General features: G+C 67.2%; 25 protein-coding genes and 1 tRNA gene. 15 read left to right on the top strand and 11 right to left on the bottom strand.

Going from position 1 to position 26,420, the window contains the following annotated elements; genetic code table 11:
* The first annotated feature begins 61 nt into the window (after positions 1 to 61).
* From D3H34_RS04160 to gmd, 11 genes are read left to right on the top strand one after another with little or no spacing between them, the layout of a single operon-like run.
* Positions 62 to 1,039, top strand: a complete 978-nt coding sequence (locus D3H34_RS04160) for a GDP-L-fucose synthase family protein (RefSeq protein WP_119552177.1) — start codon at positions 62 to 64, stop codon at positions 1,037 to 1,039.
* A 16-nt stretch (positions 1,040 to 1,055) separates the two neighbouring features.
* Complete coding sequence (locus tag D3H34_RS04165; RefSeq protein WP_119552178.1) at positions 1,056 to 2,369, top strand: hypothetical protein; 1,314 nt, start codon at positions 1,056 to 1,058, stop codon at positions 2,367 to 2,369.
* 24 nt (positions 2,370 to 2,393) lie between these two features.
* Positions 2,394 to 3,494 carry a glycosyltransferase gene (locus tag D3H34_RS04170; RefSeq protein WP_119552179.1) on the top strand — a complete coding sequence of 367 codons (1,101 nt, stop codon included), beginning with the start codon at positions 2,394 to 2,396 and terminating at the stop codon, positions 3,492 to 3,494.
* Positions 3,491 to 4,462: a hypothetical protein gene (locus D3H34_RS04175; RefSeq protein ID WP_119552180.1), complete on the top strand. Its 972-nt coding sequence runs from the start codon at positions 3,491 to 3,493 to the stop codon at positions 4,460 to 4,462. Before D3H34_RS04170 ends, D3H34_RS04175 begins: the two co-directional genes overlap by 4 nt.
* Positions 4,463 to 4,488: 26 nt before the next feature.
* Positions 4,489 to 5,445 (top strand): hypothetical protein, encoded by a 957-nt coding sequence (locus tag D3H34_RS04180; protein ID WP_119552181.1) that lies wholly within the window; start codon positions 4,489 to 4,491, stop codon positions 5,443 to 5,445.
* Positions 5,442 to 6,710 (top strand): polysaccharide biosynthesis protein, encoded by a 1,269-nt coding sequence (locus tag D3H34_RS04185; protein ID WP_119552182.1) that lies wholly within the window; start codon positions 5,442 to 5,444, stop codon positions 6,708 to 6,710. Before D3H34_RS04180 ends, D3H34_RS04185 begins: the two co-directional genes overlap by 4 nt.
* The gene (locus D3H34_RS04190) at positions 6,707 to 7,993 is read left to right on the top strand and encodes a glycosyltransferase WbuB (RefSeq protein WP_119552183.1); all 1,287 of its coding nucleotides are present in this window, start codon (positions 6,707 to 6,709) and stop codon (positions 7,991 to 7,993) included. The genes D3H34_RS04185 and D3H34_RS04190 overlap by 4 nt, the downstream gene beginning before the upstream one ends.
* The gene (gene galE, locus D3H34_RS04195) at positions 7,990 to 9,099 is read left to right on the top strand and encodes a UDP-glucose 4-epimerase GalE (protein WP_119552184.1); all 1,110 of its coding nucleotides are present in this window, start codon (positions 7,990 to 7,992) and stop codon (positions 9,097 to 9,099) included. Before D3H34_RS04190 ends, galE begins: the two co-directional genes overlap by 4 nt.
* A 40-nt stretch (positions 9,100 to 9,139) precedes the next feature.
* Positions 9,140 to 9,889 carry a LuxR C-terminal-related transcriptional regulator gene (locus D3H34_RS04200; RefSeq protein ID WP_286185431.1) on the top strand — a complete coding sequence of 250 codons (750 nt, stop codon included), beginning with the start codon at positions 9,140 to 9,142 and terminating at the stop codon, positions 9,887 to 9,889.
* A gap of 56 nt (positions 9,890 to 9,945) precedes the next feature.
* Positions 9,946 to 11,433, top strand: a complete 1,488-nt coding sequence (locus tag D3H34_RS04205; RefSeq protein WP_119552186.1) for a mannose-1-phosphate guanylyltransferase/mannose-6-phosphate isomerase — start codon at positions 9,946 to 9,948, stop codon at positions 11,431 to 11,433.
* Between the two features lie 30 nt (positions 11,434 to 11,463).
* Positions 11,464 to 12,501 carry a GDP-mannose 4,6-dehydratase gene (gene gmd / locus D3H34_RS04210; RefSeq protein ID WP_119552187.1) on the top strand — a complete coding sequence of 346 codons (1,038 nt, stop codon included), beginning with the start codon at positions 11,464 to 11,466 and terminating at the stop codon, positions 12,499 to 12,501.
* A gap of 94 nt (positions 12,502 to 12,595) precedes the next feature.
* Here gmd and D3H34_RS04215 read toward each other — a convergent pair.
* The 10 genes from D3H34_RS04215 to uvrB all read right to left on the bottom strand — a co-directional run bounded on the left by D3H34_RS04215 (position 12,596) and on the right by uvrB (position 21,261).
* Positions 12,596 to 12,670 (bottom strand) — tRNA-Val (locus D3H34_RS04215).
* A 75-nt stretch (positions 12,671 to 12,745) separates the two neighbouring features.
* Complete coding sequence (gene dnaQ / locus D3H34_RS04220; protein WP_119552188.1) at positions 12,746 to 13,453, bottom strand: DNA polymerase III subunit epsilon; 708 nt, start codon at positions 13,451 to 13,453, stop codon at positions 12,746 to 12,748.
* A complete protein-coding gene (gene fdx / locus D3H34_RS04225) occupies positions 13,453 to 13,791 on the bottom strand; it encodes an ISC system 2Fe-2S type ferredoxin (protein WP_119552189.1) in 339 nt (112 codons plus the stop codon). Before fdx ends, dnaQ begins: the two co-directional genes overlap by 1 nt.
* Positions 13,792 to 13,804: 13 nt before the next feature.
* A complete protein-coding gene (gene hscA / locus D3H34_RS04230) occupies positions 13,805 to 15,667 on the bottom strand; it encodes a Fe-S protein assembly chaperone HscA (RefSeq protein WP_119552190.1) in 1,863 nt (620 codons plus the stop codon).
* A 6-nt stretch (positions 15,668 to 15,673) separates the two neighbouring features.
* Positions 15,674 to 16,192, bottom strand: a complete 519-nt coding sequence (hscB, locus tag D3H34_RS04235) for a Fe-S protein assembly co-chaperone HscB (protein WP_119552191.1) — start codon at positions 16,190 to 16,192, stop codon at positions 15,674 to 15,676.
* 63 nt (positions 16,193 to 16,255) lie between these two features.
* Positions 16,256 to 16,579 (bottom strand): iron-sulfur cluster assembly protein IscA, encoded by a 324-nt coding sequence (iscA, locus tag D3H34_RS04240; protein ID WP_119552192.1) that lies wholly within the window; start codon positions 16,577 to 16,579, stop codon positions 16,256 to 16,258.
* Position 16,580: 1 nt separating this feature from the next.
* A complete protein-coding gene (gene iscU, locus D3H34_RS04245) occupies positions 16,581 to 17,000 on the bottom strand; it encodes a Fe-S cluster assembly scaffold IscU (protein ID WP_119552193.1) in 420 nt (139 codons plus the stop codon).
* Positions 17,001 to 17,062: 62 nt separating this feature from the next.
* Positions 17,063 to 18,283, bottom strand: a complete 1,221-nt coding sequence (locus tag D3H34_RS04250; RefSeq protein ID WP_119552194.1) for an IscS subfamily cysteine desulfurase — start codon at positions 18,281 to 18,283, stop codon at positions 17,063 to 17,065.
* Positions 18,284 to 18,366: 83 nt separating this feature from the next.
* Positions 18,367 to 18,903, bottom strand: coding sequence for a Fe-S cluster assembly transcriptional regulator IscR (iscR, locus tag D3H34_RS04255; protein ID WP_056580055.1), 537 nt, complete (start codon positions 18,901 to 18,903; stop codon positions 18,367 to 18,369).
* Between the two features lie 240 nt (positions 18,904 to 19,143).
* Positions 19,144 to 21,261 (bottom strand): excinuclease ABC subunit UvrB, encoded by a 2,118-nt coding sequence (gene uvrB / locus D3H34_RS04260; protein WP_119552195.1) that lies wholly within the window; start codon positions 21,259 to 21,261, stop codon positions 19,144 to 19,146.
* A gap of 105 nt (positions 21,262 to 21,366) precedes the next feature.
* On the opposite strand from uvrB, the gene D3H34_RS04265 reads away from it, so the two are divergent.
* The 4 genes from D3H34_RS04265 to D3H34_RS04280 all read left to right on the top strand — a co-directional run bounded on the left by D3H34_RS04265 (position 21,367) and on the right by D3H34_RS04280 (position 25,460).
* A complete protein-coding gene (locus tag D3H34_RS04265; RefSeq protein WP_119552196.1) occupies positions 21,367 to 22,563 on the top strand; it encodes an amino acid aminotransferase in 1,197 nt (398 codons plus the stop codon).
* Positions 22,564 to 22,727: 164 nt separating this feature from the next.
* Complete coding sequence (locus tag D3H34_RS04270; RefSeq protein ID WP_119552197.1) at positions 22,728 to 24,170, top strand: polyhydroxyalkanoate depolymerase; 1,443 nt, start codon at positions 22,728 to 22,730, stop codon at positions 24,168 to 24,170.
* A 19-nt stretch (positions 24,171 to 24,189) separates the two neighbouring features.
* On the top strand, positions 24,190 to 24,828 hold the full coding sequence (locus D3H34_RS04275) for an RnfABCDGE type electron transport complex subunit B (protein WP_119552198.1): 639 nt from the start codon (positions 24,190 to 24,192) through the stop codon (positions 24,826 to 24,828).
* Complete coding sequence (locus D3H34_RS04280; protein ID WP_119552199.1) at positions 24,825 to 25,460, top strand: LysE family translocator; 636 nt, start codon at positions 24,825 to 24,827, stop codon at positions 25,458 to 25,460. The genes D3H34_RS04275 and D3H34_RS04280 overlap by 4 nt, the downstream gene beginning before the upstream one ends.
* A 12-nt stretch (positions 25,461 to 25,472) precedes the next feature.
* Here D3H34_RS04280 and yedA read toward each other — a convergent pair whose 3' ends face one another.
* Entirely contained in the window at positions 25,473 to 26,390 is a 918-nt protein-coding gene (gene yedA, locus D3H34_RS04285; RefSeq protein WP_119552200.1) for a drug/metabolite exporter YedA, read from the bottom strand.
* Positions 26,391 to 26,420: the final 30 nt, after the last annotated feature.

Below are 26,420 nucleotides of genomic sequence, written 5' to 3' on the forward strand. Positions count from 1 at the left end.
CACCGGACCACCCGCATCTCTTCCACCCCGGAGTCACCGATTCCTTCACTGAAAGAACGCCATGCGAATCTATGTTGCAGGTCATTGCGGGTTGGTGGGCCAGACGCTCACGAGGCGCCTGCGCGAGCTCGGCCACGAGGTCGTGACGCGCAGCCACGCCGAACTCGACCTCCTCGACCAGGCGAGCGTCGCGCGCTTCTTCGCGACCGAGCCTGTGGACCAGGTCTACGTGGCGGCGGCCAAGGTCGGCGGCATCCACGCCAACATGACCTACCCCGCGCAGTTCATCTACGAGAACCTCCTGATCGCGGCGAACATCACGCACCAGGCCTTTCTCGCCAACGTCAAGCGGCTGCTGTTCCTCGGCTCGAGCTGCATCTACCCGCGGCTGACCGATCAGCCGATCCGCGAAGAGGCCCTGCTCACCGGCAAGCTCGAGCCCACCAACGAGCCCTACGCGATCGCCAAGATCGCGGGCATCAAGCTCTGCGAAAGCTACAACCGGCAGTACGGCGCCACGCACGGCGTCGACTTCCGCAGCGTGATGCCGAGCAACCTCTACGGCCCCGGCGACAACTACCACCTGGAGAACAGCCACGTGGTGCCCGCGCTGATCCAGCGCTTTCACCTGGCCAAGATCAGCCGCACGCCGAGCGTGCTGATCTGGGGCAGCGGCCGGGCGCGGCGCGAATTCCTGTACGTGGACGACATGGTCCAGGGCTGCCTGGACGTCATGAACCTGTCGCGCGCCGCCTACGACCAGCACACCGACCCGATGCGCGGCCACATCAACCTCGGCACGGGCGAGGATGTCTCGATCGCCGAACTGGTGGAGCTCGTCCGCGAGGTCGTGGGCTACGAGGGCAGCATCCGCTACGACCTGGCACAGCCCGACGGCGCGCCGCGAAAGCTGCTGGACGTGTCGCGCGCGGCCAGCTTCGGGTGGCGGGCCACGGTGCCGCTGGCCGAAGGGCTGCGCCGCACCTATGCGGACTACCAGGCGGCCCCGCGGACCGCCGCAGAGGCCGCGCACGCCTGAAGAACCGGGCCTTGCCATGAGAACCCTCGTCTTCTGGTGCGGCATCGTCTGCGCCGCGCTGTGCGGGCTCATCGATCCCGTCTGGGGCTACGGGGTCGTGTTCGTGCTGACGGCGGTGCAGCTGTCGATGCTGGGCAACGCCGCCGACAGCGTGTTCCTGCTGATCCACTACACGGCGGTTCTCATCTACTTCTCGCTGGCGCCGGCGATGCAGATCGCGGCCGACGTCGACTTCTGGGAGGTCGGCATCGTCGGGCAGGCCGCGCACACGCAGGCACTGATGCTCTTGCTGATGTACATGGCCGGGGTGGAAGCCGCACGGCTGGGCGTGCCCGCGCCGCCGGCCGCGCCCCGGCTGGCGCCACGCGCGCGCGGCGCCGGCGTCTCCCACCCCTTCCTGCTGCTGGCGTGCCTGGAGGTGGCGTTCGCAGCGCTCTTCCTGCATCCCGACATGAACTTCGTGGCGCGTGGGGTGCTTGTCGAAGAAGAGAGCGCGCCGATCCAGTACATCGTCTATTCCACGCTGCCCAAGCTCGTGGTGCTGATGTGCTTCGTGGCGCTCGCGATCCACGCCCTGCGACAGCGCACCCTGGCGGCCTGGTGCGGCGCGGCCCTTGCCTTCGGGCTGGCCGCCTTTGCCGCGAATCCGGTCAACACGGCCCGGCAGGTCATCCTGATCGGGCTGCTTCCACTGCTCATCCACGCCCTGGGGCGCCGCCACCGGTGGACGCTCGCTGCGATGATCTTCGGCGCCATCGCGGGCCTGGGCCCGGTGCTGAACCTGATCTCCAGGGACGCCATGTGGGGAGCGCAGCTGGCGGTGTACCCCTTCAGCCCGGACTTCGACGCGATGTTCGTCGTCGCGGGCATCCTGGAGCGCGCGCCGTCTCCCGACCTCGGCTACGGACGCTACCTGCTCTCGGCCTTCTCCTTCGTCCTGCCGCGCGCGCTGAAGATGTTCCCGGAGTTCGACCCGCTCGGCTGGCCGGCCGTGCTGGGCAACTTCTCGCAGAGCAACCTGTCGCTGCCGCCCTTCACCACCGCGTACTTCGACTTCGGCCTGGCGGGCCCGGCCCTGCTGGGCTTCGCGGTCTCGATGGGCTTTCGCCTCGTCGACAGGGCCGTCGCCCCGCAATGCAGGCTGACGGCCGGCTACTTCTGTGCGCTGGTGCTGCTGGCCGCCTACGTGCCGTTCCTGCGCGGGCCGATCCTGGGCTGGGGACCGTTCGCCGTCTCGGGGCTGGTCGCGGCCGTCGTCGCCGGCAGCCTGGCTTCGTGGTTCCGCAGGCCGGCTGCCCGCCCGGCGCGCGCCGGCCTGCCGGCGGCATGAGAGCGCACATGCACGGGAGCGACCATGGCCACCTACCTCTTCTACGACACCATCCGCCTCAACGCGTCGGCGGGCGGGGTGCTGAACGTGTCCGAGGTGCTGCTGCAGAGCATGCGCGGCCTGCCGGACGACCGCGTGCAGCCGGTCAGCGAGCGCCATCCACGCCTCTACGCGGCCGCACGGCGGCTGAAGATCAGCCGCTTCTTGCTCGACACCCTGCTCTACAACGTCCACCTTGCGCTCGGGTGGCTGCACGGTGAGCGGGTGTTCTCGCTGTTCCCGAACTACTTCCTGCCCTTCTCGCTGCTGGCGCCCTTCGGCCGCCATCGGGATTCGATCGTGGTGGTGCACGACGTCCAGTACAAGTCGTACCCGCAATACTTCACGCCGCAAAAGCGCCTCTGGCTCGACTGGAACCTGCACCGCGTCGCACGCAGCGCCGCCGACGTGGTCTTCATCAGCCGCAGCAGCCAGGCAGATTTCGAGCGGCACTTCGCGCGTTGCGAGCACGCCGCGGTGATCTTCAATCCCGTGGATGCGGGCGCCGGCACCGCGGGTTCCGACAGCGCCGACCGCTCGCCCACGTCCGGCGGGCGCTACCTGATCGCGGCCTACCACTACTACCCGCACAAGAACTTCGAGGGCATCCTGAAGCTCTTCGTGCGCATGAAGCGCCAGGGCTTGGTCGACTACCTCGACATCACGGGCAACGGCGCCGCCGAGGTCGAGCGCATGGTCTCGGCCATGGCGCCCGCGTTTCGCGCCAGCGTGCGGCACCGGGGGCTGGTGTCGCGCAAGGAACTCCTGCGGCTGTACCGGGGCGCGACGGCCTTCGTTTCGCTGTCCACGTTCGAGGGCTTCAACCTCTCGGCCGCCGAGGCGGCCACGCTGGGCGTGCCGCTGCTGCTGTCAGACCTTCCGGTGCATCGGGAGCTCTTCGCAGGCTACGCATTCTTCGTCGGCAACGAGTTCTGCGGCCTCGGCGGCATCGAGCGCTACCTGGCCGAGCACGAGCGCGCACGACCCGCATGGTCGCTCTCGCGGGCCTGCACGCCGGGTGCGGTGGCCGCGCGCTACTGCACGTTGAAGCGCGGCGGCGCTTCGCTTGCGCAGGCCACGCCATGACGAACCGCGCCCTGCCCCTTCTTCGCGCGCTCGCGATGCTGGCGCCCGGCCTGGCCGCCTGGGCCGGGCCCGCCGTCGCGGCACTTCCGGAAACACAGGGCGTGCAGGGCGCGCAGGGTGTGCAGGGCTTCGGCGTGATGGTGCATTACCTGCCCGACACGCAGTCCATCGCCGGCATCGGCCGCTTCGACGTCGACGCCTTCGCCGACGCGCTCGCCGAGATGCGCGCCAGCCATCTCATCCTCACGCTCGGGCAGAACAACGGCCAGTTCATCGCGCCGAATGCCGCGCTCGAAGCGCTGTGCCCGCGCAGCGCCGCACACCGGTCGCCCCGCGACCTGCCGCTGGAGATCGGCCGCGCGCTGCGGCGCCACGGCATCGCACTGATCCTCTACCTGCCGTTCCGCGCACCGCAAGGGGACCGCTACCTGATGGAATGCCTGGGCGACGTCTCCGAGCAGCAGCCACCGCCGCCGCGCTTCATCGCCGCCTGGTCGACCGTGATCGAGAGCTGGTCGCAGCACTACGGCGCGCTCGCCACGGGCTGGTGGTTCGACGGTGTCTACAACACGACGGGCATGACGACGCGCGACTGGGAGCGGTTCTGCGCGGCCGCGCGCAGCGGCGCCCCCACCCGGTGGCTGGCCTTCAATGCCGGCGAGGGGGCGGCGCGCTTCAGCCTCAAGAGCGCGCCGTGCCAGAACCTCATGGCGGGCGAGTACCTGCAGCCCGCCGCACGCCTGGCCTCGCCGCCGTCCGAACTCAGGCTGCATGTGCTGACGCCGCTGGGCGCCTCCTGGGCCCAGCCGAGCGCGCCGCGCTTCCCGGCGGCGCAGCTGCGCGGCTGGATCGCGCAGACGAACGCCAGGGGCGGAATGCTCACCCTCGATCTGCCGCTGGACGCCGACTTCCACTTTCTTCCCGCGCACGTCGCGCTGGTGCGCAGCGCCACCGCGCCGCGGCCCTGACACACCCTGTTGACACCCGCCCGACCATGGACCACGCCCTCCCCTTCATCGTTGTGGAAGACCGCCAGAACACGGCCCTGCGCCTGTGCTGCGAATCCGCGGCCATGGCGGCGGAACATCTGGTCGTCCTGTCGGACACCGACGCCGGGCCTGCGTACGAGCGCTTCTGCCAGGCCTACGTGCACCTGTCGAGCAACACGCCGGCGTTCGAGAAGATCTGCTTCCGGCGCTACTTTCTCCTGGCCAACCACCTGGCGGCGCACCCCGAGTGCCGCGCCTTCGTGCTGATCGACAGCGACGTGCTGCTGTTTCGCGGCGTCGGCGCGCACATTGCGCGCCTGGCGGGCGGCGCCGACTTCTGCGGCTCCAGCATCCTGCCTGCGCACGGCTGGGACCCGTGCCAGATCTCCCCGCACGTGAGCTACTGGACGGCGGCCGGCCTGCGGGACTTCGTCGCCTGCATCGCCCGGATGTACAGCACGCCCGCGGGCCTGCACCAGCTGCGCGACATTGCCGAGCGCTTCGCGGCTCGCAGCGTGCGCGGCGGGGTGTCCGACATGACGCTGCTGTGCCTGTGGGCGCAAGCGACGGGCAACACCCTGCCGATCAACCGGGTGCTCGACGGGCAGGTGATCGACCACAACGTCAACGGCGGCACCAACCACCTCGCGCGCGAGTTCCGCGTTCGCGGCGGCGCCAAGCGTCTGAGCTTCGTCGAAGGCCTCCCCTGCCTGCAGACGCCGGCGGGCGAAACGGTGCGCGTGCTCGCGCTGCACTTCCAGGGCGCGGCCAAGATGGCGATGCAGCCGGCGCTGCAGCGCAGGGTGTACACGGTCGCGGCGCTGACCTGGGCATTGCAGATGGCGCGCAGGGCGAAGAACAACGCGCACCGGATCGCCTCGCGCGCGCGTCGAATGGCCGACACCCTGGGCTTCGCACAGGCGCCGGCGGCGAAGCACCCCGCGGACGGGAGCACGCCATGAAACCGTCCGCAGGCACATGGTCCGCCCTGCCCGGCGCCCGCATCGCGCAGCGCCTGGGCCTGGGGGCGCTCGCGTCCCGGCTGTACGTGTACCTGTCGGGCTTCCTGGCGATCTTTCTGATCGCGGCCCAGGTGGCGCCCGCGCGCTTCGGCGAATACTCCATCTACCAGTCGGTGCTGGAAGTCGCGCTGGTCGTGGGCACGCTGGGGAGTTCGCTCCTGTTCTCGCGCAACGCCGCGAGCGTGCCGCCCCGCGTGACCCGCGGCGACCTGCTGCGCACACTGGCCATCGGGCTTCCGCTGGCCGCGCTGCTCGCGGCCGGCGTCGTGGGCGCGCAGCGCCTGCCGGTGGCCGGCGCGCCCTTCGCGCTGGTCGTGTTGTCGCTGGCGGTCTTCGCCTTCAACAGCCTGCGCCTGTCGTACCGCCGGGGCCTGGGCCATGCGGGCCTGCTCAACTGGGAGTCGGGCGTGCGCGCGACCGTGCTGGTGCTGGGCGTGGCGACGCTCGCCGCGCTCGGCCTGGAGATCGGCGTGGCGCACCTGCTCGCCATCAACCTGCTGGCCTTGATGCTCGTGTGCGCAGCCATCACCCTGCCCCCGAACGGCGCGACGCCGCCGGCCGGGCCGCCTGTGCTGCCGCTCGCTTCGCAGGCGAGCGCCACGGTGTATGCGCTGCTGAGCTTCCTGCTGCGCAAGTCGGACCTGCTGCTGGTGGCGCTCTTCATGCCGCTGGGCTACGTGGGCGCGTTCAAGCTGGCCTTCCTTCTCGCGGAGGCGCCCTCGCAGTTCGTGCAGGCCTTTCTCGTCACGAAGACGCCGGCGATGCTGGACGCCAACGCAGCCAACCTCACGGCCGGGAGGCTGCGGCTGGCGCGGCACTCGTTCCTGCTCGGCTGCGTGCTCTTCGTGGCGCTGGCGGGGCTGCTGGCCGTGGCCGCGCCGCTGCTGAAGCTCGGCCCCGAGGCGCGCGACATCTTCGTGTGCATCGCGCCGTACTTCCTGCTGAGAACCTACACGGTCCATCACGAAATGATGCTCTCGCTCAACGCCACGATGGGCTCGCTCGGGTGGTGGACGCTGCTGGAGTTCGCACTGCGGATGGCCTCGTATGGCGTCGTGATCTCGCTCTTTCCGGACAAGCCGCACTACGTCTTCTTCATCGCCTTCGTTTCCGACTTCCTGCTGTACGAGCTGCGCATGCGCGCGCTGTTCGGCTTCTTTCCGATCGTGCGCCTGCTGCGCCCGGCCATGCGGAGGTCGCCGTGAAGATCCTGCTGTACTCGATGAACTTCGCGCCCGAGCTCGCCGGCATCGGCAAGTACTCCGGCGAAATGGCCGACTGGCTCCATGCCAGGGGCCACGAAGTCCGCGTGATCGCGGCGCCGCCCTTCTTTCCGCACTGGGCGGTGTTCGAGGGGCATTCGGCCTGGGCCTACCGCAAGAGCGAGCACAACGGCATCACGGTCTGGCGCGCGCCCACGTGGGTGCCCGCGCAGCCTCGTGCGCTGGCGCGCGTGGCGCACCTGTTCTCGTTCATGGTGTCGAGCATGCCGCTGCTGCTGGCGCAGGCGCGCTGGAAGCCCGACCTCGTGTTCGTCGTGGAGCCGCCGCTTCTGTGCGCGCCCGCGGCGCTGCTCTTCTCGAAGATGCTCGGCATCAAGTCGTGGCTGCACATCCAGGACCATGAAGTCGATGCGGCGTTCAGCCTGGGCCACCTGCGCGGCGCGGGCGTGCGGCGCGTCGCGCTGTCGCTCGAGCGATGGCTGCTGTCGCGGTTCAGTCGCGTGTCGAGCATCTCCGCGGCCATGCTCGACAAGGCCAGGGACAAGGGCATCGGCGAAGGCCGGCTGGTGCTCTTTCCGAACTGGGTGGACGTCTCGGCGATTCGCCCCACGACCGATACGCCCGATACGGCCAATGCAGCCGGCGGCTACCGGACCGAACTGGGCATTCCGCGCGACGCCGTGGTCGTGCTCTATGCAGGCAGCCTGGGCACCAAGCAGGGCATCGAGTTGCTGGCCGAGGCGGCAGGCCTGCTCGCCGACCAGCCGGACATCCACTTCGTCATCTGCGGCAACGGCCCGAGCCGCGACCCGCTGATGTCGGCCTGTGCCGGCCTGGAGCGCGTGCATTTTCTCGACCTGCAGCCCGCTGAACGGCTCAACGAATTGCTGGGCATGGCCGACGTCCACGTGCTGCCGCAGCGCGCCGATGCCGCGGACCTCGTGATGCCCTCGAAGCTGGCCGGCATGTTCGCCAGCGCAAAAGCCGTGATCGCCACGGCCCACCCCGGCACCGAACTCGGCAACGCCGTGGCGCAGCGCGGCCTCGTGGTTCCGCCAGGCGATGCAGCCGCGCTGGCCAATGCGATCGCCCAACTCGCGCACTCGCCCGCCCTGCGCGAAGCGCTCGGTGCGGCGGGCCGCGCGTTCGCGCAGGCCGAACTCGACCAGAACGCCATCCTGTCGCGCTTCGAGCAGGAGCTGGTTCGCTGCGTCGCGGACCGAGGCACGACCACACCGTCCCCACTCCACGAGTCCCAACCATGACCCTCTCAAAGATTCTGGTGACGGGTGGCGCGGGCTTTGTCGGAAGCCACGCCTGCGTGGCGTTGATCGCGGCCGGTTTCCGCCCGGTGGTGCTGGACACGCTGGTCAACAGCGACCCGCGTTCGCTGGAGCGCGTGGGACGCATCTGCGGCGTGCAGCCGCAGCTCGTGCGCGGCGACGTGCGCGACGCGACGGTGCTCGACCGCGTGTTCGCCGAGCACGGGGTCGACGCGGTGCTGCACCTCGCGGGACTGAAGGCGGTCAGCCGCTCGGTGAGCGATCCGCTCGGCTACTACGACGTCAACGTGGCGGGCAGCCTGGCGCTGGCGCAGGCCATGGAGCGCGCCGGCGTGCGCACGCTGATCTTCTCGTCCTCGGCCACGGTCTACGGCGACATCGCGCGCTCGCCGATCCGGGAAAGCGCGTCGTACGCGGCCGTCAACCCCTATGGGCGCTCCAAGGTGATGGTGGAGCGCATGCTCGCGGACCTCTCGCGCTCCGATCCGCGCTGGGGCATCGCGTGCCTGCGCTTCTTCAACCCCATCGGCGCGCACGAGAGCGGACTGCTGGGCGAACACCCCCAGGGACCGCCCGACAACCTGGTGCCGTATGTCTCGCAGGTCGCGGTGGGCGAGCGAGGGCACGTCGTCGTGCACGGCAACGACTACGAGACGCACGACGGCACCGGTGTGCGCGACTACGTGCACGTGATGGACGTGGCCGAAGGCCATGTGGCGGCACTGCGGTACGCCACGCTCCATCGGGGCCTCCTGACCGTGAATCTGGGCACGGGACGCGGCGCCTCGGTGCTCGACGTGATTGCAGCGTTCGAGCGCGCGTGCGGGCACCGCATCGCGGTGCACATCGGGCCGCGCCGTCCCGGCGACGCCCCGGCCTACTGGGCGGATGTGCAGCACGCCCAGGACAGGCTCGGCTGGCGCGCGCGGCGAAGCCTGGACCAGATGTGCGCGGACAGCTGGCGGTGGCAGCTGGCGAACCCGCGCGGCTTCGACGAGCCGGTGCCCGACTTCCCCGTCCGCGCCACCGACGGGACCGCATCGGCCTCCCTCCCTCACTCACTCCAACCGGGGCAAGATCATGGTTGACCACACGCTCATGACTTCCGGCGAACCCGCCTCCGCCGCGATGCCGCTGCGCCCCCAGGGCGCCGCCACCTCCGTGTGCTCGCCCGCCGCAAGGCTGTGGCCGGACTTCCTGACAGGCCAGGAAAAATCACCGGTGCGCGTGCTGCTCATCGACGACGACGAGTACATGCGCCGGGTGATCGCCCAGGAGTTGCTGTCGGACCTGCGCATCCAGCTCGAGGGCCAGGCCGACAGCATCCGCGAGGGGCGCAAGCTGCTGGCCACGCGCGCGTTCGACGTGCTGATGGTCGACCTGCGGCTCAGCGACGGCATGGGCTTCGAGCTGATCACCGAGGCGCGCCGGCACCACGGCAACGGCGAGATCATCGTGATCTCGTCGCTGGAGGACGATGCCCACGTGCTGCGCGCCTTCGAGCTGGGCGCCACGGGCTATCTGCTGAAGAACGCCTGGCTGCAAAGCTTTGCCGATGCCGTGCTGCACGTGGTGAACGGCGGCGCCGTCATCACGCCGCGGCTCGCACGGCGCCTGCTGCACCGCCTGAACTACGAGCCCCGCGAGCAGCCGCAGCCCGCCGGGGACGCGTCGCCGCCGCACGGGGCCACGCTGACACCGCGCGAGAGCCAGATTCTTCGCCACGTGGCGTCGGGCTGCGTCTCGGCGGAGATCGGCGCCAAGCTCGGCATCACCGGCCAGACGGTCAACGTGCACATCAAGAGCATCTACAAGAAGCTGCACGTGCATTCCCGCGCCCAGGCGGTGAACTTCGCCGTTCACACGGGCCTGATCTGAGCGGCACGCCTTCGAAGCGATCCGATCCTTCCCCCACTGCCCAAAGGCCAGTCACCATGAACACTCCCACCATTCATCCCGTGGTCCTGTGCGGCGGCAGCGGCACGCGGCTGTGGCCGCTGTCGCGCAAGGCGTTTCCCAAGCAGTTCGCACCGCTGGTCGGCAACAAGAGCCTGCTGCACCTCACGCTCGAACGGCTCGCGACCCTGAACCGGACGATCACCTGCGTCGCGTCGGAAGAGCATCGGTTCCTGGTGCGCGAAGCGATCGAGAACGCGCAGACGCAGGGCCGCCAGATCCTCGAACCCGTGCCCCGCAACACGGCCGCCGCGATGGCCGCGGCGGCCCTGCTGGCCGACCCCGACGACCTGCTGCTCTTTGCGCCCGCGGACCACCACATTCCCGACGTGGCGCTGTTCGCGGCCACGATGCGCAGCGGCGTGGAAGCGGCCCTGGCGGGCAAGATCGTCACCTTCGGCGTCGCGCCCAGTTTTCCGAGCACGGCCTACGGGTACATCGAGGCGGCCGAAGCCACGGGCCACGGCGCAAGCCGCGCCGTGGCGCGCTTCGTCGAGAAGCCGACGGCGGCGGTGGCCGAAACGCTGATCCTGCAGGGCAACTACTGCTGGAACGCGGGCATCTTCCTGGTCCAGGCCCGCACGCTGGTCGCGGCACTGCGCACGCATGCGCCCGACATCCTCGCCACCTGCGAACGCGCGACCGCCGCAGTGTCGGTCGACGGCAGCTTCGTGCGCCTGGACTGCGAAATCTTCGAAGGCTGCCGCAGCGAGAGCATCGACTACGCGGTGCTCGAAAAGCACGCGGACGTCGCGGTGGTGCGCTTCGAGGGCGCCTGGAGCGACGTGGGCAGCTGGAACGCGGTGGCCCGACTGCACCCGGCCGATGAGGCCGACAACCGCGTGAGCGGCATGGGCAGCGTGCTGAACTCGCGCAACACCTTTGTCCATGCGCCGCACCGGCCGGTGGTGGCGCTGGGCACCGAGGACCTGATCATCGTGGACACGCCGGACGCGGTGCTGGTCGCGGGCGCGGACTGTGCCGAACAGGTGGCCGAGGTGGTGCGCATGCTGGCGCGCGAGGGCACGGTCGAAGCCACCGAGCATCGCCGCGTGGTGCGGCCCTGGGGCGCCTACGACAGCATCGACACGGGCGAGCGCTTCCAGGTGAAGCACCTGACCGTCAAGCCCGGCGGCAAGCTGTCGCTGCAGATGCACCACCACCGCGCCGAGCACTGGATCGTCGTCAAGGGCACGGCCAAGGCCACGCGCGGCGGCGAAGTCCTGCTGGTGCGGGAGAACGAGTCGATCTACCTGCCCTCGGGCACCATCCATCGGCTGGAGAACCCCGGCAAGACCATGCTGGAAGTGATCGAGGTGCAGACCGGCAGCTACCTCGGCGAGGACGACATCGTGCGCTTCGACGACACCTACGGCCGCTGCCCCGCGGCCGAGCGGCGCGACGCGCTCGCGATGCCATCGGCGATGCAACCCGCGGTCGAACGCAGTGTCGATGCGCCGGCCTGAGCCGCCCCTTCATTTCATCTGATTGAAGCCATGAAAAAACGTGCTGTCGTCACTGGCATTACCGGACAGGACGGGGCGTACCTGGCCGAGCTGTTGCTGGACAAGGGCTACACCGTCTACGGAACCTTCCGCCGAACCAGTTCGGTGAACTTCTGGCGCATCGAGTCGCTCGGCATCCAGGACCATCCGGAGCTTCATCTCGTGGAGTACGACCTGACGGACCTGGGCAGTTCGCTCACGCTGCTCAGGGATGCGGAGCCCGACGAGGTCTACAACCTGGCAGCGCAGAGTTTCGTGGGTGCGAGCTTCAACCAGCCCGAAGCCACCACGCACACCAACGGCCTGGGCACCCTCCACCTGCTCGAAGCGATCCGCCTCACGGACCGCAAGATCAAGTACTACCAGGCATCGACGTCGGAGATGTTCGGCAAGGTCCAGGCCATTCCGCAGAAGGAAGACACGCCCTTCTACCCGCGCAGCCCGTACGGTGTCTCCAAGCTCTTCGCCCACTGGATGACGATGAACTACCGGGAGAGCTACGGCATCTTCGGTTGCTGCGGCATCCTCTTCAACCACGAGAGCCCGTTGCGTGGCCGCGAGTTCGTGACGCGCAAGGTCACCGACGCGGCGGCGAGGATCAGGTCGGGCAAGCTCGACGTGCTCCTGCTGGGCAACCTGGATGCCAAGCGCGACTGGGGCTATGCGAAGGAGTACGTCGATGGCATGTGGCGCATGCTGCAGGCCGAAAAACCGGACAACTACGTGCTCGCCACCCACCGCACGGAAACCGTGCGGGAGTTCGTCGACATGGCGTTCAGGGCCGCGGGCTACGAACTCCGATTCGAAGGGATGGCACAGGGGGAAGTTGCCATCGATCGCAAGACCGGCAAGGTGCTGGTGAAGATCGACCCGAAGTTCTATCGCCCGGCGGAAGTGGAACTGCTCATCGGCGATCCGTCCCACGCCAGGAAAACGCTGGGCTGGGAGGCCAGGACGACACTGGAACAGCTGTGCGCGATGATGGTGGAGGCCGACCTGCAACGCATCAGCGAGGGCCGGTCCTTCTGAGCGCCCCGAGGTGGCTGGCCCGTTCTGGATGGCTGCGCGATTTGCGTGGGACAAACGAAAACGGCACCCGAAGGTGCCGTAAATCGTTGGTTTATGGTGGGCGGTGGAGGCTTCGAACCTCCGACCCCAGCAGTGTGAATGCTGTGCTCTACCCCTGAGCTAACCGCCCTGAGACACTGCTTTTGAGTTCAGTGTCTTGAACACGTATCGCGTTGTGCGAAGCCTCAGATTATGCCATAGCTTTTCAGCCGTTTTGGCGAAACAACGTTTTTCCACCGCTAGATTTGTCGAGTTGCGACAACACGGCCTCGTGCGCAGCAATTTCATGCTCGGCCGCGGCAATCACCGGCAGCTCGAACTGGGTCAGGTCGACGGCCACGACCGTCGTGCCCTGCGCGGGCTCGCTGGCCGCCACATCGATCAGCAGCGCATCCTGTCCGCGCGTGAGATTGATGTAGACATCGGCGAGCAGCTGCGCGTCGAGCTTGGCGCCGTGGAAGGTGCGGTTCGAGCGGTCGACCCCAAAACGGTCGCACAGTGCGTCGAGCGAATTGCGCTTGCCCGGGTAGACCAGCTTGGCCATGGCCAGCGTGTCGGTCACTTCGCTCACGAAGGTCTTGAGCGGCGGCAGGCCGGCGCGCTCGAACTCCTTGTTGAGAAAGCCGACGTCGAAGGCCGCGTTGTGAATGATGAGTTCAGCGTCGCGCAGGTACTCGATGATGTCCTTGCCCAGCGTGGCGAACTTCGGCTTGTCGCGCAGGAAGTCGGTGGTCAGCCCGTGGACCTTGAGCGCGTCCTCGTGGCTCTCGCGCTCCGGGTTGAAGTAGATGTGCAGGTCGTTGCCGGTGAGCTTGCGGGCGAACAGCTCCACGCAACCGAGTTCGATGATGCGGTCGCCGTTCTCCGCGGACAGGCCAGTAGTTTCGGTATCGAGAACGATCTGGCGCGACATCAGTGGTTTTCCTTGGCGTGGTTGATCGTGTACTTGGGAATCTCGATCGTCACATTCTCCTGCGCCAGAATGGTCTGGCAGCTCAGGCGCGACTGTGGCTCGAGACCCCAGGCACGATCGAGCAGGTCTTCTTCGCCTTCCTCGGCCTCGTTGAGAGAATCGAGGCCCGCGCGCACGATCACGTGGCAGGTCGTGCAGGCGCAGCTCATCTCGCAGGCGTGCTCGATGTTGATGTCGTTGTCGAGCAGGGCCTCGCAGATCGAGGTGCCGGCCGGCGCGCTGATCTCGGCGCCTTGCGGGCAGTACTCGGGATGCGGGTAGATCTTGATCGTGGGCATGAAATTGTTCTGTCTACAGGGATTCGACCTTGCGGCCGGCGAGCGCGCGTGCAATGCCCGCGTTCATGCGCTGGGCGGCAAAGGCCTCGGTGTCGTTGGCCAGGGCCTTTGTAGCGGCTTCGATGACGGCTGCATCGTTGCTGCTCCGGGCGGCTTCGCGCAGTCGTGTCATCGAGGCGTCAATGGCGGCGCGCTCTTCGCCACTCAACAGATCGCCATCGGCATCGAGCGCGCTCTGCGTGGCCAGCAGCATGCGGTCGGCATCGACACGGGACTCCACCAGTGCGCGGGCCTGCATGTCTTGTTGGGCTGTGGAGAAGCTCTCCTGCAGCATGGTCGCGATCTGGTCGTCCGACAGGCCGTACGAGGGCTTGACCGCCACGCTGGCTTCGACGCCACTGCCCTGCTCTTTCGCACTCACGCTCAGCAGGCCATCGGCGTCGACGGTGAAGGTCACGCGGATGCGCGCCGCACCGGCCGCCATCGGCGGGATGCCGCGCAGCGTGAAGCGTGCGAGGCTGCGGCAGTCGGACACCAGGTCGCGCTCGCCCTGCACCACGTGCAGCGCCAGCGCGGTCTGGCCGTCCTGGTAGGTCGTGAAGTCCTGCGCCATCGCGGTCGGGATGGTCTGGTTGCGCGGCACGATGCGCTCGACCAGACCGCCCATCGTCTCGATGCCGAGCGACAGCGGGATCACGTCGAGCAGCAGCAGTTCGCCCGCGCCGTTGTTGCCGGCCAGCTGGTTGGCCTGAATGGCTGCGCCCAGCGCCACGACCTCGTCGGGATTCAGGTTGACCAGCGGTTCGCGACCGAAATAGTCGGCCACGGCACGGCGGATCTGTGGCATGCGCGTGGAGCCGCCCACGAGCACGATGCCCTGCAGCTCTTCAGGCTTGAGCTTCGCATCGCGCAACGCCTTGCGGACGGCGGCGAGGGTGCGATCGGTGAGCGCCTGCGTGGCAGCAAAGAACTGGGCTCGGGTCAGCGTGAACTCGGCATTGCCGCCCGTCAGCGCGGCGCTGAAGAGGACCGATTCGGCATCGGTCAGCGCCTCTTTCGCAGCACGCGCGGCCACAAGCAGTGCCGCGCGGTCGTTGTCGCTGCCGGCCTGTCGGCCGGTCTGCGCAAGCACGAAGTCGGCGATGGCGTGGTCATAGTCGTCGCCGCCCAGGGCCGAATCGCCGCCCGTTGCGATCACTTCGAACACGCCCTGCGTGAGCCGCAGGATCGAGATGTCGAAGGTCCCGCCGCCCAGGTCATACACCGCATAGACGCCTTCGCTCGCGTTGTCGAGCCCGTAGGCAATGGCTGCGGCGGTTGGCTCGCTGATGAGGCGCAGCACGTTCAGGCCCGCGAGCTGCGCGGCGTCCTTGGTCGCCTGGCGCTGGCCTTCGTCGAAGTACGCCGGCACGGTGATGACGGCGCCGTAGAGCTCGTCGTCGAAGGTGTCTTCCGCGCGGTAGCGCAGCGTGGCCAGGATCTCGGCGCTGATCTCGACGGGCGACTTCTCGCCGGCCGAGGTCTGCACCTTGACCATGCCGCCGTCATCGCCGCCGATGCGGTACGACATGGCATCGCGGTTCGCGATGTCGGCCAGGCCGCGGCCCATGAGCCGCTTGACCGAGGTGATGGTGTTGGCGGGGTCCTGCGCGCGCGCGGCCACGGCGTCGAAGCCGATCTGACGACGGTCACCGTCAAGGTAGCGCACGGCCGAAGGCAGCAGCACGCGGCCCTGGTCATCGGGCAGGCACTCGGCCACGCCGTTGCGTACGGAGGCCACCAACGAATGCGTGGTGCCGAGGTCGATACCCACGGCAATGCGGCGCTGATGCGGATCGGGCGCCTGACCGGGTTCGGAAATCTGAAGAAGAGCCATAAGGGCCTATTGTCCCAACTGATCGAATTTCGCTTCGACGTCCTGCCCGAAGCGCTCAATGAACATGAGGGCTCTCACCTGTTGCACGGCACCAGGGTAGTCACCCTTCTCGTCGATCAACCAGTCGAGCGACGAAAGTGCGCGGGCACGCGTGGTTTCGACATCCGCCTGCAGCGCCTCGACAGCGGCGACGTCGCGGGCGTCGTCGAGCGCCTCGCGCCATTCCATCTGCTGCATGAGAAAGGCACCCGGCATGGCCGTGTTGTTCTCCGCGTTCAGCGGCGCGCCGTGCAACTCGCAGATGTAGCTTGCGCGACGAATCGGGTCCTTGAGCCGCTGATAAGCCTCGTTGATTCGCACCGACCACTGCATGGCCACGCGCTGCGCCGCGGCGCCCTGCGCGGCAAAGCGATCGGGGTGCGCCTCGCGCTGCAGCTCTTTCCAGCGTGCATCGAGCGCGGCGCGATCCTGCGCGAAGGTCGCCGGGACGGCGAACAGTTCGAAGTCGGTGTCGTTGAGGTTCATGGCATGAAAAAGCCGCCAGCACATGACATGGTGGCGGCCGTGGTCGCAGTCAGCGACGACGCATCAGATGCGAAAACTTTCGCCGCAGCCGCAGCGGTCGCGTTCGTTCGGGTTGATGAACTTGAAGCCTTCGTTCAGGCCTTCGCGCACGAAGTCGAGCTGCGTGCCGTCGATGTAGGCCAGACTCTTCGGATCGACCAGCACTTTCACGCCGTGGTCTTCGAATACCACGTCCTCAGGTGACAACTCGTCCACGTACTCGAGCTTGTAGGCCAGACCGGAACAACCGGTGGTCTTCACGCCCAGCCGAACGCCCACGCCCTTGCCTCGTTTGCCAAGGTAGCGGGTGACGTGACGCGCAGCGGCTTCGGTCAGCGTGACGGCCATTTCAGTGAACAGCAGCTTCGGCGGCCGGCTCGGTCTTGACGCCGTGCTTCGCCTTGTAGTCGCTCACGGCCGCCTTGATGGCGTCTTCCGCGAGGATCGAGCAGTGGATCTTGACCGGCGGCAGCGCCAGTTCTTCGGCGATCTGGGCGTTCTTGAGGGCCGCCGCTTCGTCGAGCGTCTTGCCCTTGACCCATTCGGTCACGAGCGACGAGGAAGCGATGGCCGAACCGCAACCGTAGGTCTTGAAGCGTGCGTCTTCGATCACGCCGGTTTCGGGGTTGACCTTGATCTGAAGCTTCATCACGTCGCCGCAGGCCGGTGCGCCGACCATGCCGGTGCCGACAGAGTCGTCGCCCTTTTCGAAGGAGCCGACGTTGCGGGGGTTTTCGTAGTGGTCGATGACCTTGGATGAATATGCCATGGTGTACCTCTCAAACTTTGTTCAATCGTGGAGCCTTGGGCTGGCCGCTTGTGCTGTTCTTTTCAGTGGGCCGACCACTGGATCGTGCTGATGTCGACGCCGTCCTGGAACATCTCCCACAGCGGGCTCAGCTCGCGCAGCTTGGCGACGTTGTGCTTGATGGTCGAAATGGCGTAGTCGATCTCTTCTTCGGTCGTGAAGCGGCCGATCGTCATGCGCAGGCTGCTGTGGGCCAGCTCGTCGCTGCGGCCCAGGGCGCGCAGCACGTAGCTGGGCTCCAGGCTGGCCGAGGTGCAAGCCGAACCCGACGACACCGCCAGGCCCTTGATGCCCATGATCAGCGACTCGCCTTCGACATAGTTGAAGCTCATGTTCAGGTTGTGCGGCACACGGCGCTCGAGGTCGCCGTTGATGAACACCTGTTCAACATCCTTGAGGCCGTCGAGCAGACGCTTCTGCAGGCGCGCGGCATGGGCGATGTCGTCCTTCATCTCGAGCTTGGCGATGCGGTAGGCCTCGCCCATGCCGACGATCTGGTGCGTGGGCAAGGTGCCCGAGCGCATGCCGCGCTCATGGCCGCCACCGTGCATCTGCGCTTCGAGGCGGATGCGCGGCTTGCGACGCACGTACAGGGCGCCGATGCCCTTGGGGCCGTAGGTCTTGTGCGAGGCGAGGCTCATCAGGTCGATGGGCAGCTTCGTGATGTCGATCTCGACCTTGCCGGTGGCCTGTGCCGAGTCGACGTGGAAGATCACGCCCTTTTCGCGGCAGGCATTGCCCAGCGCGACCACGTCCTGGATCACGCCGATTTCGTTGTTCACGAACAGCACGCTGGCCAGGATGGTGTCGGGACGGATCGCCGCCTTGAACTTCTCCAGGTCGACAAGACCGTTTTCCTCGACATCGAGGTAGGTCACTTCGAAGCCCTGGCGCTCGAGTTCGCGCATGGTGTCGAGCACGGCCTTGTGCTCGGTCTTCAGGGTGATCAGGTGCTTGCCCTTGCCTTTGTAGAAGTGGGCCGCTCCCTTGAGCGCCAGATTGATCGACTCGGTGGCGCCCGAGGTCCAGACGATCTCACGCGGGTCGGCGTTGATCAGGTCGGCCACCTGACCGCGGGCCTTCTCGACCGCCTCTTCGGCTTCCCAGCCCCAGGCGTGGCTGCGCGATGCCGGGTTGCCGAAATGTTCGCGCAACCAGGGGATCATGGCGTCGACCACACGCGGGTCGACCGGCGTGGTGGCGCCGTAGTCGAGATAGATCGGGAAATGAGGAGTGACGTCCATGGCTGGCTCGGGCTGGCGTGGGGGTTGTGTTCTGGGATCGGGGCAAACTCAGGGCGATGCCCGCAGGCATCGCCGGACTCAGGTCAGGACTTCGCGAAGACGTTGCCGAGGGCAAACACCGAGTTCGGTGCATTCACGCGGATCGGCTTGACCACCGGCTGCGCCGAGATGGCGCGCTTGACGACCGGCTTGTTCTCGATCTGCACGCCCTTGGCAATCTGGTCGTCGACCAGCTTCTGCAGCGTGACCGAGTCGAGGAACTCGACCATGCGCTGGTTCAGCGAGGCCCAGAGTTCGTGCGTCATGCAGCGACCCTGCTCACCGAGGCAGTTTTCCTTGCCACCGCACTGCGTGGCATCGATCGGCTCGTCGACGGACACGATGATGTCGGCGACCGTGATGTCCGCCGCCTTGCGTCCGAGGCTGTAGCCGCCGCCAGGGCCGCGGGTCGACTCGACCAGCTCATGACGACGCAGTTTGCCGAACAGCTGTTCGAGGTACGACAATGAAATCTGCTGCCGCTGGCTGATCGCAGCCAGCGTGACCGGACCGGTGTTCTGACGCAGCGCCAGATCGATCATTGCTGTGACCGCAAAACGGCCTTTGGTAGTGAGACGCATCGCAAGCTCCTTCAAGTGCTTACCGTTGAAATGACACCACAGCCTTGGGCCGCGGTGACTTCGTCTCCGCCCTGCCCGACCCCGACGCTGGTGAACCAGTCGGTAGGAGTCGGTCCTTCATCGCGAAGTTCGTTGTTGTTGAGTATTTCGCTCAAGTATAGCAGAAGCCCCTGAGGTCTGCTCGGGTAAACCCCAGCGCCGTTCGCTTGAAGGAAGCGAACTTATGGCCTAGCCAGAAAATCAGGACGCCAGACCGGCGATGTTGTCGCCGCCCGAAGCCCCGAATGCCTGCTCGCGCAGCAGCGCCAACTGGTCGCGCACCCGGGCCGCCTTCTCGAATTCGAGGTTGCGGGCATGCTCCAGCATCTGCTTTTCGAGGCGCTTGATTTCCCGCGCGATGTCCTTCTCGCTCATGTCCTCGACCTTGGCGCGCTCCAGGTCGAGCTTGGCCGCTTCCTTGCCGCTCTTCTCGCTGTAGACGCCGTCGATCAGGTCACGCACCTGCTTCACGATGCTGCGCGGCGTGATGCCGTTCGCTTCGTTGTAGGCGATCTGTCGGGCACGGCGTCGCTCGGTCTCGCCGATGGCCTTCTTCATCGAGTCGGTCATCCGGTCGGCATAGAGGATGGCCTTGCCGTTCAGATTCCGCGCCGCCCGGCCGATGGTCTGAATCAGCGAACGCTCCGCGCGCAGGAAACCTTCCTTGTCCGCATCGAGGATCGCCACCAGCGACACCTCTGGAATGTCCAACCCCTCCCGCAGCAGGTTGATGCCCACCAACACGTCGAAGGTGCCCAGCCGCAGGTCGCGCAGGATCTCGACCCGCTCCACCGTGTCGACGTCGCTGTGCAGATAGCGCACCTTCACGCCGTTGTCGCCCAGGTAGTCGGTGAGCTGCTCGGCCATGCGCTTGGTCAGCGTGGTGATGAGCACGCGCTCGTTCTTCTCGACCCGCACGCGGATCTCGCCCAGCACATCGTCCACCTGGTGCGTGGCGGGGCGCACCTCGACTTCGGGGTCGATCAGCCCGGTGGGCCGCACCAGTTGCTCGACGACGTTGCCCGCATGATCCTTCTCGTACTGCGCCGGCGTGGCCGACACAAAAATGCACTGGCGCACCCGCTGCTCGAACTCCTCGAGCTTGAGCGGCCGGTTGTCCAACGCGCTCGGCAGCCGGAAGCCGTACTCGACCAGCGTGACCTTGCGCGCCCGGTCGCCGTTGTACATGGCGCTGAGCTGGCCGACCATCTGATGGCTCTCGTCGAGGAACATCAGCGCGTCCTTCGGCATGTAGTCGGTGAGCGTGGGCGGCGGGTCGCCGGGCTCCGCGCCGGAGAGATGCCGCGTGTAGTTCTCGATGCCCTTGCAGTGGCCGATCTCGGCCAGCATTTCCAGGTCGAAGCGCGTGCGCTGCTCCAGCCGCTGCGCCTCGACCAGCTTTCCAGCGCCGGTCAATTCCTTGAGGCGCCCGGCCAGCTCGATCTTGATGGTTTCCACGGCCGCCAGCACCTTGTCGCGCGGCGTCACGTAGTGGCTCGACGGGTACACGGTGAAACGCGGCACCTTCTGGCGGATGCGCCCGGTCAACGGGTCGAACAGCTGCAGCGATTCGATCTCGTCGTCGAACAGCTCGAAGCGGATGGCCAGCTCGCTGTGCTCTGCCGGAAACACGTCGATGGTGTCGCCCCGCACCCGGAACGTGCCACGCGCGAAGTCCTGCTCGTTGCGCGTGTACTGCATGCGGATGAGCCGGGAGATCAGGTCGCGCTGGCCGACCTTGTCGCCGACGCGGGCGATCAGCCGCATCTCCATGTAGTCCTCGGGCGTGCCGATGCCGTAGATGGCGCTCACCGTGGCCACGATGACCGTGTCGCGCCGCTCCAGCACGCTCTTGGTGGCCGACAGGCGCATCTGCTCGATGTGCTCGTTGATCGAGCTGTCCTTCTCGATGAACAGGTCGCGCTGCGGCACGTAGGCCTCGGGCTGGTAGTAGTCGTAGTAGCTCACGAAGTACTCGACGGCGTTCTTCGGGAAGAACTCGCGGAACTCGCTGTAGAGCTGTGCCGCCAGCGTCTTGTTGGGCGCGAACACGATGGCTGGGCGGCCCAGCCGGGCGATCACGTTGGCCATGGTGAAGGTCTTGCCCGAGCCGGTCACGCCCAGCAGAGTCTGGAACACCTCGCCGTCGAGTACGCCGGCCACCAGACCGTCGATGGCTCCGGGCTGGTCGCCCGCCGGCGGATAGGGCTGGAACAGCTCGAACGGCGAGTCGGGATAGCGGATGAATTCGCCCTGCTTCGCCGGCCCGATCGGGTCGAGTTTCTTCAGGTCTGCTATGGCTTCGTTGTTCTCTGGCATGGCTGTTCCCGACAGGTGGCGTGGCGCCGGTAAAATTCAAGGCAACCGGAAAGGATAAAGCCTCCTCCGGTTGCCAGCGAAGCTTTCATCCCAAAGGACCTCTCCATGTCTATGTTCACCGCGGTCGAAATGGCGCCGCGCGACCCGATCCTCGGCCTCAACGAGCAATTTGCCGCCGACACCAACCCCAACAAGGTCAATCTCGGCGTCGGCGTGTATTACGACGACAACGGCAAGCTGCCCCTGCTCCAGTGCGTGCAGGCCGCCGAACAGAACATGATGAAGGCCCCCTCGGCCCGCGGCTACCTGCCGATCGACGGCATCGTGGCCTACGACAACGCGGTCAAGGGCCTGGTCTTCGGCACCGACAGCGAACCCGTCACCACGGGCCGCGTGGCCACGATCCAGGCCATCGGCGGCACCGGCGGCCTGAAGGTCGGCGCCGACTTCCTGAAGAAGCTCAACCCCAACGCCAAGGTGCTGATCAGCGACCCGAGCTGGGAAAACCACCGCGCGCTGTTCACCAACGCCGGCTTCACGGTCGAAAGCTACCCCTACTACGACGCCGCCCAGCGCGGCATCAACTTCGACGGCATGCTCGCCGCCCTGAACGCGGCACCGGCCGGCACCATCGTCGTGCTGCACGCCTGCTGCCACAACCCGACCGGCTACGACATCACCCCCGCGCAGTGGGACCAGGTGGTCGCCACCGTGAAGGCCAAGGGCCTGGTGCCCTTCCTCGACATGGCCTACCAGGGCTTCGGCTACGGCCTGAAGGAAGACGGCGCGGCTGTCGCCAAGTTCGTCGACGCCGGCCTGACCTTCTTCGTCTCGACCTCGTTCTCCAAGAGCTTCAGCCTGTACGGCGAGCGCGTCGGCGCCCTGTCGGTGCTGTGCGAGAACAAGGAAGAAGCCGGCCGCGTGCTGTCGCAACTGAAGATCGCCATCCGCACCAACTACAGCAACCCGCCGATCCACGGCGGCGCCGTGGTGGCCGCGGTGCTCGGCACCCCCGAGCTGCGCGCCCTGTGGGAAAAAGAGCTGGGCGAGATGCGCGTGCGCATCAAGGCCATGCGCCAGAAGCTGGTCGACGGCCTGAAGGCCGCCGGCGTGAAGGAAGACATGAGCTTCATCACCACCCAGATCGGCATGTTCAGCTACTCGGGCCTGAGCAAGGACCAGATGGTGCGCCTTCGCAACGAATTCGGCGTGTACGGCACCGACACCGGCCGCATGTGCGTCGCCGCGCTCAACAGCAAGAACATCGACTACGTCTGCGCGTCGATTGCCAAGGTCATCTGAGCGACAGTTCGCGTGAAGAGATCGTCTTTTTGACGATTTCTTCACATTTGCCACACCTTTGTGCCAAGGCCGACCGGCCGTTCGGGCGGGCTAGGGTTAGGCCCCCTGCAAGCGGCTGGATGCGCTGATATATTGCACCGCAACATTCACCTCCAAGACTCGCGATGCTCTATCAACTCTACGAAGCCCAGCGTTCCCTGATGGAGCCCTTTTCGGACTTCGCCCAGGCCGCCTCCAAGCTCTATGGCCCCGGCGCCGTCTGGAGCCAACTGCCGATGGCACAGCGCATGGCCGCCGGCTACGACCTGCTGTACCGGCTGGGCAAGGACTACGAGAAGCCCGAGTTCAACATCAAGTCCGTCAAGGTCGACGGCGAAGACGTCGTGATCCAGGAGGCGGTCGAGCTCAACCTGCCGTTCTGCGAACTGCGCCGCTTCAAGCGCTTCACCGACGAACCGCACATCCTCAAGACGCTCAAGAGCCAGCCCGTGGTGCTGATCGTGGCGCCGCTGTCGGGCCACTACGCCACGCTGTTGCGCGACACCGTGCGCACCATGCTGCAGGACCACAAGGTCTACATCACCGACTGGAAGAATGCCCGCCTCGTACCGCTGTCCGAGGGTGAATTCCACCTCGACGACTACATCAACTACGTGCAGGAGTTCATCCGCCGCCTGCAGGCCGAATACGGCAACTGCCACGTGGTGAGCGTGTGCCAGCCTACCGTGCCGGTGCTGGCGGCCGTGTCGCTCATGGCCAGCCGCGGCGAGCCGCTGCCCCTGACGATGACCATGATGGGCGGCCCGATCGACGCACGCAAGTCGCCCACGGCGGTCAACAACCTCGCGACCAACAAGAGCTTCGAGTGGTTCGAGAACAACGTGATCTACCGTGTGCCGCAAGGCTTCCCGGGCGCGGGCCGCAAGGTCTACCCGGGCTTCCTGCAGCACACCGGCTTCGTGGCGATGAACCCCGACCGCCACGCCAGCAGCCACTACGACTACTTCAAGGACCTCATCAAGGGCGACGACGCCAGCGCCGAGGCCCACCGCAAGTTCTATGACGAGTACAACGCCGTGCTCGACATGGACGCGGACTACTACCTCGAGACGATCCGCACCGTGTTCCAGGATTTCGACCTGGTGAACGGCACGTGGGACGTGAAGAGCCCCGCCGGCCAGGTGGAGCGCGTGCGTCCCCAGGACATCCACGCCACCGCCCTGCTCACCGTCGAAGGCGAGCTGGACGACATCTCCGGCTCGGGCCAGACCGAGGCCGCGCACAGCCTGTGCACCGGCATCGCCGACGCGAAGCGCGAGCACTTCGAGGTCAAGGGCGCGGGCCACTACGGCATCTTCAGCGGACGCCGCTGGCGCGACCAGGTCTATCCGAAGGTGCGCAACTTCATCGCCGCCAGCGACGAGCCCCAGCGTCGCGCCGGTGCCCGCGAGGAACTGCCAGCCGAAGACCGCATCAAGCCGGGCCAGAAGGTCGCGGCAGCCCGCAAGGCACCGACCGCCGCCAAGAAGGCCGTCACCGTGAAGGCCGCGCCTGCGGCCAAGAAGCCGGCGGCCGCCAGGAAGCCCCGCGCCAGCGCTGCGCGCTGAGCCGCGCGCATCACCCACCGTGAACGGGCTGGCCGCACGCATCCACGACGCACTGCCTCAAACGCAGTGCACACGGTGCGGCTACCCCGATTGCGCGGGCTACGCGCAAGCCGTCGCCGACGGCGAGGCGGACATCAACCAGTGCCCGCCCGGCGGCGCTGAAGGCATCGAGCGCCTCGCGCAACTCACGAGTCGCCCCGCGCTGCCGCTCGATCCGCAGTTCGGCACCGAAGGCCCGCGCGCCATGGCGGTCATCGACGAAGCCTGGTGCATCGGCTGCACGCTCTGCCTCGACGCCTGCCCGACCGACGCGATCATCGGGATCAACAAGCGCATGCACACGGTGATCGAGGCGCATTGCACGGGCTGCGAGCTGTGCATTCCGGTCTGCCCGGTCGATTGCATCTCGCTCGAAGTCGAAACACCCGGCCGCAGCGGCTGGCAGGCGTGGTCGCAGGCGCAGGCCGAAGCGGCATTGCAGCGCTACAAGCTGCATGCCACGCATCGCGACACCGCGAAGCGCGAGGCCGAACCGCCCCCCGCCGCCGAGCCACAAGCCGCCGACACGCGCAAGCGCTCCATCGTCGAAGCCGCCCTCGCACGCGCACGCGCCGCCGCCGAACAACGCCAATCGGCCAACCCCACCAAGCAGCCATGACCCTCGACACCCTGCTGATCTATGCCGTCGCCTCACTCGCCCTGGCGGTGATTCCCGGTCCGACGATGCTGCTGGCGCTGTCCAACGGCATCGACGGCGGCATGCGCCGCGCCAGCTGGGGCATCGCGGGCGCCTCGCTGGGCAGCGTCACGCTGATCGCGGTCGTGGCACTCGGGCTGGGGTCGCTGCTCGCGGCCTCCGAGTGGCTGTTCAACGCAATCCGCGTCGCGGGCGTGGCTTACCTGGTCTGGCTCGGCATCAAGCTGTGGCGCAGCGAGGCGACCGACTTGAGTACCGCGCTGGCCAAGTCGACCATCGAGGTCCGGCCCCACGGCCGCATTGCGCTGGTGCGCAGCCTGATGGTGGCGTTGTCGAATCCGAAGACGGTGCTCTTCTTCGCCGCCTTCCTGCCCCAGTTCATCGACACCGCCAAGCCCCAGGGCATGCAGTACCTAGTGCTGGGCGCGATCTTCGTCGTGCTCGATACCTGCGTGATGCTGGCCTATGCCGGTGCCGGCACGCAGGCGGTGCGCTGGCTCTCGCGCCGCGGCCTCAAGATGCTCAACCGCAGCTGTGCCGTCGGCATGTGGCTGCTGGCAGCCACCCTCGCCTTCTGGCGCCGCCCGGCCTGAGCGACACCGAACTCAGTCCTTCTTCGGGCGCTTGAAGAGCAACAGCAACACGCCCGCCAGCACCACGCCCACGGCGTACCACTCGAAGCGTGTGACGACCTCGTTGGCGATCCACACGCCCAGCAGCATCGCGATCACCGGATTCACGAAGGTGTAGCTCGCCGCCAGCCCCGCCGGCGCCTGCGCCAGCAGCACCATGTAGGCGTTGAAGGCGATCAGCGAGCCGAACACCACGAGGTAGACCCACGCCCCCAGCGCCACGGGTTGCGGCGGCCAGCTCATCGTTTCGCCGGACACCGCGGCCAGCGCCATCAGCACGACCCCGCCGCACAGCATTTCGCTCGCGAAGCCCATCGCGCCGGGCGCCAGCGGCAGGCTGCGCTGGCTCAGCACGCTGCCCAGCGACCAGCATACGCAGGCCACGCAGATCGCCACCAGCCCCTCGGGCGAAGCCTTGAAGCCGCTGCCCTGCGTGAGCATCAGCACGCCGACCAGGCCGAGCGCGATGCCCGCCGCCTCGAGTCGCGCCGGCTTCACGCCCCAGATCAGGTTGAGCAGCGCGATCAGCAAGGGAATGACGGCAATGAACGCCACCACCAGCCCGGAGCCGATCGACACCTCGGCCAGCGCCGTGCCGCCCATGCCCCCGCCAAGCATCAACGCGCCGACGACCAGCGCATTGCGCCACTGCGTGCGCGTGGGCCAGGGCGTGCCGCGCCAGCGCATCCACACGGCCAGCAGCACGCCGGCGGCGAGGAAGCGCGAGCCCATCTGCAGGAAAGGCGGAAAACTGATCAGCGCGTACTTGATGGCTAGGTAGGTCGAGCCCCAGACCACCCAGGTGGCGGCCAGGCAGAGCCACAGCAGCGGTGTCAGCCGGGGGCGCGAGGAGGCAGGCGCAGCTTGTGCAGGCGATGCGAGTGTCGACATATCGAGGGCGTCTCTTCTTGGTATTGGTAT

Source organism: Acidovorax cavernicola (genome assembly GCF_003581445.1).